Source organism: Bradyrhizobium lupini, assembly GCF_040939785.1.
Taxonomy (GTDB): Bacteria; Pseudomonadota; Alphaproteobacteria; order Rhizobiales; family Xanthobacteraceae; genus Bradyrhizobium; species Bradyrhizobium canariense_D.
The window spans coordinates 199,693-211,857 of record NZ_CP162553.1; the positions used below are offsets into that span (position 1 = coordinate 199,693).

Genomic DNA, 12,165 nt, shown 5'->3' on the forward strand with positions numbered 1-12,165 from the left:
ACACATGGACCTGACGAAACTTTCTGACGCCGATCTGTTGGCACTGAAAGCTGGCGACTACGCCAAGATGAGTGATGACGGACTGAAGCAGCTGAAGGCTTCGTCGGGTTCTTCCAAAGAGCCCTCGGGCGTGGCCGCAGGCTTCGCTCACGGCGCTGAGGAGATGGGACGCGGTATCCAACAGACCGCGAAGGTGTACGGCGGCATCGGGACTGGCCCCGACGCTCCGTCCGATCCCGACTACGTTCCTGCCGAAGTCATCAACGGCTGGAACCCCCTCAAATGGAATTACGGCCAGTTGCCGCAGAAGATTGCGGAAGTTGCCCCCAGCCTCGCTGAGACCGCTGCCTCCTCCATGGCAGGCGCAAAGGTCGGCGGCATGGCGGGCATCCGTGGGCGCATCCTCGGTGGCCTTGCAGGCGCCGCTGCTCCCTACGTGCTCAACAACGCGGGCAATGACGCGAAGGCCAACGCCGTGCGACGCACAGGCGATGCCAACGCTGAGCCCGAGACGACCGACAAGGTACGCGCAGGCGTCACCGACACCGCAGCCGGTCTGGTGCAGGGCATTGGTCCCATGCGCTTCATACCTGGTGGAGCTGTCACGAAAGCTGTCGGCACCGCAGGCCTCAAGGAAGCCGCGAAGAAGTACATCACGACCGTGGGCGACAACGCGCTCGGCGGTGCAGCTGGTGACCTCGCGCAGCAGATCGGCAATACGATCGGCACCGACAAGGGCACGCAGGTTGACCTCGGCCACACGGCAGACGCCGCTATCGGCAACGCAGGCGCCGCAGCCATCATGGGCGCTCCCCGCGCTCTCGCTAACACGCACACTGCAATCTCGCAGCGCGGGTTCGGCGGTGAGAACGCGGACGCCACGTCGGCATACTTCAATCGCCTCGCGCAGAACGCAGGCGCCGAAGGTCTCGGCAAGAACTCCAAGGCCGACTTCGACGCGCACGAGAACACCGTCGCGAACCTGAAGAAGGAGCTGAAGGCTGTTGATCCCTCCGGTATGGATCAGGACACGGCCAACACGCTCTCGCTCGCTTCAGGTGACAAGCCACTCACGCTCGACCACGTCAAGCAGATCGAGAAGGCAGACCCGCAGGCAGGCTTCCTCGCACGACAGCTCTACGTCGCGCAGCAGGCCGAAGGCTTCGGCTCCTACGACCGCGCAAGCGGCAGGTGGGCTGGTGGTCTCTCGGGTATGGCCGACAAGCACGTGGTGCAGACCCTCAAGCGGCACGCCGCAGTCAGCGGCCTCGCTGGCCTTGCCGGTGTCACGCTGCACGGCTCCTACGCGCTCCCGACGCTCGGTGGCGCAGCCGGTGTCTACCTCGGCTCTCGCGCACTGGACAACCTCACAGGCATGCGCAGCCCGGCCAAGGGCCTCGCAGAGAAGTTCGTCGATCAGAACGTACCGACACGCCTAGCGCCTCCCCCGGAGCCCGCAGCGCCGCCCCCGCAGGACCTCACACAGGGTCCGTGGGGACCGAAGCCGCAGTCTCCGCAGTCCGTGCCTCAGGTGGCGCCCCCGGCCGCTCCAACGCAGCCGTGGCAGAAGCCTCAGGTCAACGAGCTGTGGAATGGCCCGAGCCCGATCCAGCTCTCGATGCTGAAGCAGAAGCTCAAGGCAGGCCTCCCCGAGGAAGCCCCGCCCGCCCCTGCGCCCGAGCCTGTCACGCCCGGCACTGCCGAGTGGAAGGCCCCGCAGGTAACCGAGCTGCCGCAGTTCAACAACATGGCGCTCAAGATGCTCGGCCAGAAGCTGAAGGAAGGGCTCCCGCCCGGTCCTCAGTGGAAGGCGCCGACCGTCAAGGAGCTTCCGCAGGCTCCCGCTCCTGCTCCGGTGAACCCGCTGCGTCTGCCTACGGACGTCACGGCGCCCGCGAAGAACCTGATGAAGGGTCTAGCGCTCGCGCAGTCGCTCCGTCAGCCCGCGAAGATCACCAAGGCAGCTGGCGGTCCCGTCCAGGTAAAAGATCCTTCTCCGCAAGCAGCTCCCACAGCTGAAGCGGCGGCGCCCACGCAGTTCTACAGGCCTCTCGGTCCTGAGGAGATGACGTTCGGCGGCAAGGCACCTGAGATGACCCCGGCGCAGATCGGACGCATGCTCGCTGAGAAGCGCATGGCCGACAAGCCCGAGGACGTGAAGCAACGCTACGCCAACTCTGTAGCCGACACGCACACGGAACGTCGCGCCATCGTGCAAGACGTGATCGCCCGGCATCCTGACGACGTGCTCCCGTTGATGGAGTTGCTCGCCCAGCTGCACGAACGTGGCACTGCCGAACACGGCAAGGCTGCGGTTCAGCACTACGCCAAGCAGGTGTCCCCTGCGGCTGCAGCTGATCTGCTCAGCGGCTTCAACGACGAAGCAGTGAAGCGTATCTGGCCGACGAAGGCAGAGAAGCGCGCAAAGCGAAAAGCAAAGAAGAATGAAACCACGCCTGACGCGGGAGCGTAAGAAGTCCCCGCGCGGCAAGGGTAAGCGAAATCTCTCGGCGGCGTCTACACGGCTCAAGGAGCTGTGGCAGACCCCCGAGTTTCGCGAGCGCATGCGTCAACGCGACGAAGACTACAAGCGCGACCGTGCCGCGAACCCCGAGAAGTACAAGCGCACTGGCGTCCCTGATGGGATGCGCAAGGCCGACGCAGCCAAGCTGTGGGCCCGCGCTGAAGAACTAGCAGACAGGTTTATCCAGATCATGAAAGACCAAGGCGAACTGCCCGACGAGATCGTTGAGGTGGTTCACGTGGACGACGACGGCAAGGCAGAGACGCTCTCTGTCCCCGTGCCGACCACGGATAACGGCAAGGCCGAGCGTGCTCTGCGAGAAGTCGCTGTGCTCGCGTTCGGCCCCTCGACGCAACAGATCAAGATACAGGCTTGCAACACGCTGCTCGCCTACACGAAGTCGAAGCCCGAGAGCAAGTCCAAGCTGACGCTCAACAAGGCCGAGGACTTCCTCGACGAAATTATGAAAGATGACTGAAGAGCTGACACCGCGCCAGAAGGAGGCACGGAAGAAGCTGTTCGCAGACTTTGAGTTCTACGCCGCCAAGTGCGTGAACATCAGGACGAAGAAGGGCAAGATCGCCAAGCTCGTTCTGAACCGGGTGCAGAAGCGCTTCGTCAAGAAGTGCATCGAGCAGCTGGAGCGCACTGGCCGCGTACGAATGGTGGTGCTCAAGGCACGCCAGCAAGGTCTGAGCACAGTCATCTCCGCGCTCCAGTATTGGTGGCTGTCCCAGCGTAAGGCCCAGAAGGGTCTCGTCATGGCTCACGAAGGTGAGTCCACGACCACGCTGTTCGACATGTACCGGCGCATCCACGACAACATCCCGGACATCGTCCGCCCCTCAACCAAATACTCCTCAAGGTCCGAGCTTGTCTTTGATAAACTCGATAGTGGCCTCCGTGTTGCAACGGCTGGCGGTCGCGGCGTTGCTCGCGGCGAAACCCTCACCTTCGCGCACTTGTCCGAGGTAGCCTTCTGGCCGCCCGCATTCGCGAACACCAACTTCAACGGTCTCGTGCAGGCTGTGCCCGACGACGACGGCACGTTCATCTTCCTTGAGAGCACTGCGCAAGGTGTGACCGGCAAGTTCTACGAGATGTATATCGGCGCGAGCCGGGACGATCACGATTGGAACGGCTACGAAGTGTTCTTCTCCGCTTGGTTTGAGAGCGACGAGTATCGCGAAACCGCACCTGCTGATTTCCAGCGTACGCCTGAAGAAGAAGAGCTGGTCAAACAGTTCTACGACCAAGGGCTCACCTCTAACGACCAACTTTATTGGCGTCGGAAGAAGGTGGCGACGAACGGGCTCGACCTGTTCAAGCAGGAATACCCATCGACCGCCGACGAGGCCTTCCTCTCGACCGGCCGTCCGATCTTCAACAACGAGTACGTCACTGAGCGCCTCAAGTCGCCCGTAACGCCCGTCACCCTCATGGCGGTCGAGCAGTCGTTCGACGAGAAGACCAAGCAGCCGCTGCCGCTCCGCATTCTGCGCGAGCACGCACGTGGTGAGCTGAAGGTCTACATCGAGCGCAAGGCCAACGAGAGCTACGTGATCGGCGCCGACGTGGGCATGGGCCTCCGTCAGGGCATCAAAGGCCGCAAGGACGGTGACCCCTCGGTCGCCCAAATCCTCGACAGCCAGATGCGTCAGGTCGCCGTGTGGCGTGGCCTGTGCCATCCCGACGTGTTCGCCAAGGTGCTTGAAGCACTGGGCTACTACTACAACTGTGCCACCATCGCTCCCGAGCGCAACAACCATGGTCTCGTTACCTGCGTTGCCCTCCGCGATGCCAACTATCCGTATCTCTACACAGAGCAGACGGAAGGCACACTTGATGCCGACAAGGACACGATCAAGCTCGGCTTCTACACCAGTGAAGCCACCAAGCCTCTGATCATCGACAACCTTCGTGCGCTCGACCGTGAGCGCGAGATCGAAATCAACGACGAGACCACGCTGAAGGAAATGAAAACCTTCGTCGTGACCGAGGCAGGCAAGATGGAAGCTGAAGCAGGCTCCCACGATGACTGCGTGATGGCCCTCGCAATCGCTGCGTACGCGCACGACGGCAAGTGGCATCCGGTCGAGGTCTCTGACGACCACTACATCGAAGCAATCTAAGGATCATGGCGAAGAAGCCAGCTACTCTTACCGAAGCAGAGATTTTCGCCAAAGTCGATGCGAAGAAACAGAACAGCGTAGGCTGGTTTGACAGTCGCCTTGCCCGAGAGCGCGAACGCGTCACCCGCTACCTGAATGGCGAGCTGCCCAAGCGGCAGTCGGAAGGCTCCAGCTCCTACGTCTCCTCCGACGTCTACGATAGCGTCGAGATGCAGCGTTCGCAGCTTCTGGAGGTGTTCGCAGGCGGCGAGCATATCGCGCAGTTCGATCCCGATCAGGACATGAACGCGGAGATGTGCCGGGTGGCTACCGAGTACGCCTCCTACACCATCTTCAGACTGAACGAAGGCTACAACATCTTCAACAGCGTCATCTTCGACGGGCTCACCGCTCGCGCAGGTGTCGCGAAGGTGTATTGGGACGAGCGCTACGAGACGAAGGAAGAGACCTTTGAAGGCCTCTCGTTCGAAGACGCGCACGCCCTAGCCGCGCAGGAAGATGTCCACGACTTCGAAGCTGACCTGGATGAAGCCACTGGCTCGTTCAAGGGCACGCTGAGCCGCAAGAAGGATTGCAGCTGCGTCCGCATCGACGAGGTGGCTCCTGAGGAGTTCCTGATCGAGCCTCTGGCGACGTCAGTGCGCAAGGCGACCTACTGCGGTCACCGCACGCCGAAGACCCGCGCCGAGCTGATCGACATGGGCCACGACAAGGCCAAGGTGATGGCGATCCCGAGCGACGACGCCAAGGAGCTTATGTTCAGCCCCGAGGTGCTCGCACGGCAGCAGCAGGTTGGCGCCAGCGACCAGACGGATGATCCTGTCCAGCAGGAGCTTGAGTACCTCGTGTACTACGAGAGCTACATCCGCATGGACATGAAGGATGGAAAGGGCGTTCGCCTGTACAAGATTTGCCACGCCGGTCAGACCATCCTCGATACGCAGGAGGTCGATAAGGCCCCCTTCATCGCGTACATCCCGCTCCCGATCCCGCACGTCTTCTACGGCAACAACTTTGCGGCCCGCGTGATCCACACGCAGAACGCCCGCACCGTGCTCTACCGTGGCGTCCTCGACCACACCGCTATCACGACCAACTCGCGATACATGGTGGTCAACGGCGGCCTGATGAACCCGCGCGAGCTTCTCGACAACCGCCTAGGCGGCATCGTGAACGTGCGTCGGCCCGACAGCGTGCAGCCCTTCCAGCAGAACCCGCTGAACCCCTACGTGTTCAACGTCCTGCAGCTGCTCTCGGACAACAACGACAAGTCCACGGGTATCTCCGCGCTCTCCCAAGGCCTCAACAAGGATGCCATCAGCTCCCAGAACTCTCAGGGACTGGTGGACAACATGATGAAGGCATCAGGGCAGCGTGGGAAGATCATGGCGCGCAACTTCGCCGTCAACTTCCTCGTCCCGCTCATGCTTGAGGTGGTTCGCCTAGCGATCATCCACAAGGACAAGCGCGTCATTGAGGTGGCTGGTCAGCCGCTCAACATCGACGCTGAGCAATGGGCCGAACGCACCACGTGCAGCATCTCCCAGCATCTGGGTTACGGCGAGAAGGACATGGCAGCGAACGAGCTGGGCCAAGGCTATCAGATGATGGCGAAGGACCCGGGCCTCGGCAACATGTTTGGACCGCAGCAGCGCTTTGCGATGCTCAAGGACGTTGCGAAGCTCAAGGGCTTCAACAACTTCGCGAACTACCTCGATCCGAAGGCGCCGCCTCCGCAGCCCGATCCGATCAAGGTGCAGGAAGTGCAGGCCAAGACGACCAGCGCGCAAGCCTCGATGCTCACCGCTCAGACGAAACAGCAGGACGCCAACCGGCTCTACTCGCTGGATCAGACGAAGGTGGCTCAGAACGCAGCGCAGCTTCACCTCACAGCTCTCGATCACGACCGTACCCACGACCGACAGGACATGGAGACGGCGGCTCGCGTGCAGCAAGGCGAAGAGCAGCTGGAAATCGAACGCGAGAAGATCAAGGCACAGGAGCGCACCGCTATGCGCAACGCAGCCGTGAAGGCCTCGCAGCCGAAACCTCAGCATCCGCGCGGTTAACATGTGGAACATCCTACGCCTACTTCTCGGTCCCGAGGCCACCATGGCAACCATGGGCGACGGCCGACCGGACAACTCGCTCTCTGACATCCAAGGTCTCACGAAGGCCTTGGCAGAGGCGCGAGCCAAGAAACAAGCAGCGACACAGGGGAGCCTCGGCACCCCTATGCCGCCCGTGCAGACGCTGGATGACGCTCCTCAACGGGGTGTCACTCCTGCGCAGCTCCCGTGGTGGGCCAACTCGCAAGGCCCCATGCCCTCTCAGGGCTTCCCTCAGGCACAGCCTCAGCAGGCACCTGCCGCACATACCGCTGCTCCGCAATCGGCGCCTCGGGTCCCTGTGCCGCAGCCTCGGCCTGCTGCTGCTCCTCAGGCTCAACCGGACACCAGCTTCTTCATGCGCAACGCCATGATGATGCGTGATCCCGGGACAGGACAGCTCATCGACCCGCAAGGCGCCTCACAGGTGCGCGGGCCCGACCTCATCAACAAGATGATGTCCTACCTTCACAACAAGGACACGGCTTGAACGACGATACGATCCTCGCTCTCGGCGGCTTCTGTAAGGAGCTGCTGGGGGCCGAGGCCTTTCAAGCGCTGGTGCAGATGTACTCGCAGCAGTGTGCAGCCGACATTCTCGGCACCAAGCCTCATGAGACCAAGGCGCGTGAACAAATCTACGCGTCCTACATGGGCTTCGAAGGGTTTCTCGATCTGACGAAGAAGTTCGCAGAGGCCTTCGACAATCTCCACAACGACAACCAGGTCGCCGCTCCAGATCAAGACAACGATGATCCGAGCGTGCACGACATTTACGACGGTAAGAACTGACCATGCCAGCTATCCAATCGGACGCTGCTCTACTGAACGAACACCCCGAAGCCATCGAGAGCGACGACGCTTTCATGGAAGCCCTGTTTGGTGACGCCGACGAGGCGAAGGACGCGGAAACGCCATCCGAAGAAACCGAAGAGAGCGAGACTACCGAAGAGCGCACTGAAGACGAAACCAACGACGACGAGACCTCCGAGGAAACTCCAGAGGACGAAGAGTCGGAAGGCGACGACGACAGCGAAGCCGAAGAGACCGAAGAGACTGAAGACCAGCCCAAGGCCAAGAAGTTCGTCGAGGTCGATGACGATACGTACGTCAAGATCAAATACGACGGCGAGGACCGTGAGGTTAAGGTTGCCGATCTGAACCGGCTCTGGGGCCAAGAAGCGGCTCTCACCCGCAAGTCCCAAGAGGTTGCTACCGCGAAGCAGGAATACGACGCGGGCATGCAGAAGAACACTGCTGCCTACGAAGTGCTGCTGAACCGGACCACGGAGCGTGCCAACGCTTACCGTCAGCTCCCTTGGACGCAGCTGATGAAGGACCCGAACGTTGACGCAGGCCAGCTTGCCGCTCTCCAAAAGGAAGCGCAGGACGCCTTTGCGGACGAACAGTTCCTCCGTCAGGAAATCGACGGCTTCATGCAGAAGGTCAACGCTGACACTGCAAAGGCCCGGCAGACCGCCGCTCGTGAGTGCATCAAGCAGCTCAACGACACGGCCTCTCCGCATCACATCAAAGGCTGGAGCGATGCGCTCTACAACGACATCAGGAGCTTCGCTACGGGTCTGGTGTCCCTGCCGAGATGGTGAACTCGATCACCGATCCCGCTGCGATCAAAATCCTCCACATGGCCATGCAGTTCAAGCGTGGCGCTTCGAAGGTCGTGACCAAGACGGTCAACAAGACCCCGAAGAAGATTGTCAAGAACACTGCGTCCGCTCCCGCTGCGCGTGGCACCGCCAAGTCGGCTGCTGCTGCCCAGAAGACGGCGAAGGCTCTCAAGACCGGCTCGGTGAACGACGCCGTGGACGCTTTCGAAGCGCTGTTCGACTAAACCAACCACTTTTCTCAGAAGACCCTTTTTTCAATGACCAAGTACACTTCTTTCGACCTCGTCGGCGTCAAGGAGAACGTCTCCAACGTCATCACCAACCTGACCCCGCGCAAGACCCCGATGCAGTCGGGTATCGGCAACGAGAAGGTCACCCAGCCGCTGTTCCAGTGGCAGGAAGACAGCCTGCGGGATGTTGCGGACAACGCGGCCATCGACGGTGCGGACGCTTCGTTCGCGACCCTCACGCCGACCGTGATGCGCAACAACTATACGCAGATTTTCCAAGAGGCAATCGAGGTCACCGACCGCGCCGACGTGATCAGCTCGTATGGTCGCAAGCGCGAGTTCGCGTACCAGATGGCGAAGACCGCGGCCCAGGTTAAGCGCGACCGCGAGTACGCTCTGGTCGGCAAGGCTGGGGACAAGAACGCAGGCTCCAAGACCGTCGCCTCGACGATGGCTGGCGTCCAGCGCCAGATCGACCCGTCCTGCATCGAGTACACCGGCGCCAGCGATGGCTCGGCTCCGCTGAACGAGGCGCACCTCGTGAACGCGCTGAAGAAGGCCTACAACAACGGCGCCGACGTCAGCCGCATTCAGGTCACCCCGGATAACTCCGTCGTGCTCGCTGGCTTCGCTTCGGCGGCCGGTCGCTACCGGACCATTCAGGGCAAGGATGCCAAGACCATCGTGAACGTGGTCAACCTCTACGTCTCGCCGTTCGGTGAGCAGAAGGTTGAAATCAACCGCTTCATGAAGGCGGGCAACACGCTGGTCTACGAACCCGAGCAGTGGACGAACGTCACGCTGCGTCCGTGGGCGAAGAAGGACCTCGCGAAGACCGGCGACAGCTCGAAGGCTCAGCTGCTGGGCGAGTTCTCGCTCAAGCACAAGAACTTCAAGGCCTCGGCGCTGATCGTCGAAGCGGCTTCCGGCTTCTAAGTCCAACATTGGGGGCCCCGGGAATTACCCGGGGTCTCCTTTTTTTCCTGATCAAGAATGTCTGCAGAAACCTTTTACGAAACCAACGTTATCGACACGCTCATCTCGTTCGACGAGGACATGAGCACTGGTGAACTGATCATCCAGCGTGAGCAGGAAATCCCCGACTGGTGGATCGCTGACATGATGCAGCTCCACACGGGCAAGCTCGATAAAACCGGAGACTTCCTCCACGTTGCCGCAGTCCCGACAGTGGTCGTTGACGACCTCCTGTTCAACTACGGCTTCGATGTCATGACGGCACCTATCGCTGAGACGGTGGCCATGCTGCGCCGATACGCGCTCGAAAAATTCATTCTGACTTCCAAACGTATTTAAGCTGAGATGACCCTTGGAGAACTGAAGGCCCAATTCAAGGGTCTTCTCAACAACAACGTTATCAACAAGAGCGACGCTCTCGTTACCCTCTTCATCAATCAGGCGATCATGCGTATCCAGCGGGAGCTTCGCGTCCCGTTCATGGAGAAGCAAATCCTCTACACGATCCCTGAGGACTACAAGAAGCTCGCGATCCCTGCGGACCTGCTGGAGCTGATTGCGATCATGGTGGACGCTGACGCGGACGGCATCTTGGAGTACGAGCTGATCCGCTCGACGCTCAACAAGGTGGTGGCCAGCAGCGAAATGCCGGGCATGGCGCCTCGCATCTTCACCCGTCAGGGCGGCTCGTGGATACTCGGGCCCAAACCGGGACCGGGCTCTGAAGTCCTGATCCACTACTATGCCGAGTTCGCTGCGCTCAACGCGGACACGGACACCAACACCTGTCTGAAGGTCGCGTGGGACGCTGTGCTCTACGGAGCGCTCTCGGCCGCCGCTGACTACCTTCAGGACGACGAGCGTGGCCCCAAGTTCGAGGCCCGCTACGGACAGATCACCAAGCAGCTGCAAGATCAGGCTGACGCGGACGAGCTGACGGCTGATGCCGCAGTCGCCCCTGCGCTGCCCATTGGCTGCGACGACGGATACGATTGGTAATGACAAGCTCCTCATTCTACACGGATGGGGAGACCTATGACACGGCTGTGGTGACCTCGAACGACCATCCGGGGTCTACCACGCCTTCACAGTCTCCCAGCTCTTTCTACGCGACTGGTGGTGTGGTTGGCGAAGGCACCGTGGTCTCCAACGAGACCGGCCCCGGTGAGCAGTCCGACACGCCCAGCTCGTTCTACACTGACGGCGCCGTCTACGACACAGCCATCGTCGAGAGCAACGACAAGCCCGACAGCACCACGCCCTCACAGGCGCCCAGCTCGTTCTACCCGGCTGGCACCATCTACGACTGGCTCAACACTGAGAGCGAAGTCGTCGCCCTGCTTCAACAGCTCGCGGACACGACGACCACCAATGCAAACTCAGCTTCCACGTCGGCCACTCAGGCTGGCACCTACGCTTCTCAGGCGGCGACGTCGGCGTCTCACTCTGCTACGGCGGTTCAAGATGCTGCGGGCACGCTTACGCCTATCATGGATGGCACAGCGGCTGTCGGCGCGAGCACCAGGTGGGCACACGAAGACCACGTGCATCCCAAGGACCCGTCGCTCGCCTCCGTAGACTACGTGGACACCAAGGTTGCAGGTGTCGTCAACTCGGCGCCCGCAACGCTCGACACGCTCAATGAGCTGGCGACCGCCTTGGGTGATGATCCCAACTTCGCCACCACGGTTGCCACGCAGATCGGCACGAAGGCCGACAAGACCTATGTGGACACGCAGGACGCAGCCCTGCTCGCCAAGCTCTTCCCGTCTGGCACGACCATGCTCTTCCATCAGTCAACGGCGCCCCCGGGCTGGACGAAGCGTACGGACCACAACGATAAAGCGCTCCGCGTCACCAGCGGCACCGTGACCGCAGGCGGCTCCAATCCGTTCTCGACGGTGAACGCGCAGACGACCGTGGGCAGCACGGCGCTGACTGCGGCGCAAATCCCGACCATCACGTCGGCTGGCAGCAACACCATCACGGTCTACCCGAACAACAACGGCGGCTACTACTACCCGATGGGTTCAGGCGCTGGCTGGGGTGGTGTGACGATGAACGTGTACCCCATTGCCAACTACGGCTCCTACTCGATGGCCTACTTCGGGACTTCGGCAGGCAACATCACGTACTCCAACTACATGCAGGGCGTGAACAGTATTGGCGTGACGTCGAACAACACAGGAGGTGCTGCGCATACGCACAGCATCACCATGAACGTCCAATACATCGACGTGATCCTCGCGCAGAAAGACTAATGAACAGCCCTCTTCCTCCCAAGGACGTCGGATGCCATCGCACCGGCTTCGCCAAGGGATGCCGTGAGTGCGTCGTGGAGCACAATTGTCAGCTCTGGATGCACATCTCAGGCGCCAATCCCAACACAGGTGAAGCCCTGCAGACGTATGGCTGCGCCGACACCTTCATGCCTCTCTTGATGATCGAGAACTCGCAGCAGCAGCGTCAGACCGGCGCCGCTGTGGAGAGCTTGCGTAACGAGATGGTCAACGCGAACGAGCGCCTGATTGCCGCGCCTCGCGACATGAAACTCATCAACGGATAACG

13 protein-coding genes are annotated in these 12,165 nt (G+C 61.2%); all 13 read left to right on the forward strand.

All coding sequences use genetic code 11. The features are described 5' to 3' along the window. Nucleotides 1-4: 4 nt before the first annotated feature. The 13 genes from AB3L03_RS01050 to AB3L03_RS01110 all read left to right on the forward strand — a co-directional run bounded on the left by AB3L03_RS01050 (nt 5) and on the right by AB3L03_RS01110 (nt 12,163). Nucleotides 5-2,473, forward strand: coding sequence for a hypothetical protein (locus tag AB3L03_RS01050; RefSeq protein ID WP_368508086.1), 2,469 nt, complete (start codon nt 5-7; stop codon nt 2,471-2,473). Beyond that, a complete protein-coding gene (locus tag AB3L03_RS01055) occupies nt 2,445-3,002 on the forward strand; it encodes a hypothetical protein (RefSeq protein ID WP_368508087.1) in 558 nt (185 codons plus the stop codon). Before AB3L03_RS01050 ends, AB3L03_RS01055 begins: the two co-directional genes overlap by 29 nt. After that, a complete protein-coding gene (locus AB3L03_RS01060; RefSeq protein WP_368508088.1) occupies nt 2,995-4,656 on the forward strand; it encodes a hypothetical protein in 1,662 nt (553 codons plus the stop codon). The genes AB3L03_RS01055 and AB3L03_RS01060 overlap by 8 nt, the downstream gene beginning before the upstream one ends. Nucleotides 4,657-4,661: 5 nt before the next feature. Next, nucleotides 4,662-6,725, forward strand: coding sequence for a hypothetical protein (locus AB3L03_RS01065; RefSeq protein ID WP_368508089.1), 2,064 nt, complete (start codon nt 4,662-4,664; stop codon nt 6,723-6,725). Between the two features lie 397 nt (nt 6,726-7,122). Further along, a complete protein-coding gene (locus tag AB3L03_RS01070; RefSeq protein ID WP_368508090.1) occupies nt 7,123-7,254 on the forward strand; it encodes a hypothetical protein in 132 nt (43 codons plus the stop codon). After that, nucleotides 7,251-7,556 carry a hypothetical protein gene (locus AB3L03_RS01075; RefSeq protein ID WP_368508091.1) on the forward strand — a complete coding sequence of 102 codons (306 nt, stop codon included), beginning with the start codon at nt 7,251-7,253 and terminating at the stop codon, nt 7,554-7,556. Before AB3L03_RS01070 ends, AB3L03_RS01075 begins: the two co-directional genes overlap by 4 nt. A 2-nt stretch (nt 7,557-7,558) precedes the next feature. Further along, nucleotides 7,559-8,371: a hypothetical protein gene (locus AB3L03_RS01080; RefSeq protein WP_368508092.1), complete on the forward strand. Its 813-nt coding sequence runs from the start codon at nt 7,559-7,561 to the stop codon at nt 8,369-8,371. Further along, nucleotides 8,365-8,616: a hypothetical protein gene (locus AB3L03_RS01085; RefSeq protein ID WP_368508093.1), complete on the forward strand. Its 252-nt coding sequence runs from the start codon at nt 8,365-8,367 to the stop codon at nt 8,614-8,616. The genes AB3L03_RS01080 and AB3L03_RS01085 overlap by 7 nt, the downstream gene beginning before the upstream one ends. A gap of 33 nt (nt 8,617-8,649) precedes the next feature. Next, nucleotides 8,650-9,558: a DUF5309 family protein gene (locus tag AB3L03_RS01090; protein WP_368508094.1), complete on the forward strand. Its 909-nt coding sequence runs from the start codon at nt 8,650-8,652 to the stop codon at nt 9,556-9,558. 57 nt (nt 9,559-9,615) lie between these two features. Further along, complete coding sequence (locus AB3L03_RS01095; protein WP_368508095.1) at nt 9,616-9,936, forward strand: hypothetical protein; 321 nt, start codon at nt 9,616-9,618, stop codon at nt 9,934-9,936. Nucleotides 9,937-9,942: 6 nt separating this feature from the next. Then, nucleotides 9,943-10,596 (forward strand): hypothetical protein, encoded by a 654-nt coding sequence (locus tag AB3L03_RS01100; protein ID WP_368508096.1) that lies wholly within the window; start codon nt 9,943-9,945, stop codon nt 10,594-10,596. Further along, nucleotides 10,596-11,858, forward strand: coding sequence for a hypothetical protein (locus AB3L03_RS01105; RefSeq protein WP_368508097.1), 1,263 nt, complete (start codon nt 10,596-10,598; stop codon nt 11,856-11,858). Before AB3L03_RS01100 ends, AB3L03_RS01105 begins: the two co-directional genes overlap by 1 nt. Then, complete coding sequence (locus AB3L03_RS01110) at nt 11,858-12,163, forward strand: hypothetical protein (RefSeq protein ID WP_368508098.1); 306 nt, start codon at nt 11,858-11,860, stop codon at nt 12,161-12,163. The genes AB3L03_RS01105 and AB3L03_RS01110 overlap by 1 nt, the downstream gene beginning before the upstream one ends. The last annotated feature ends 2 nt before the right edge of the window (nt 12,164-12,165 follow it).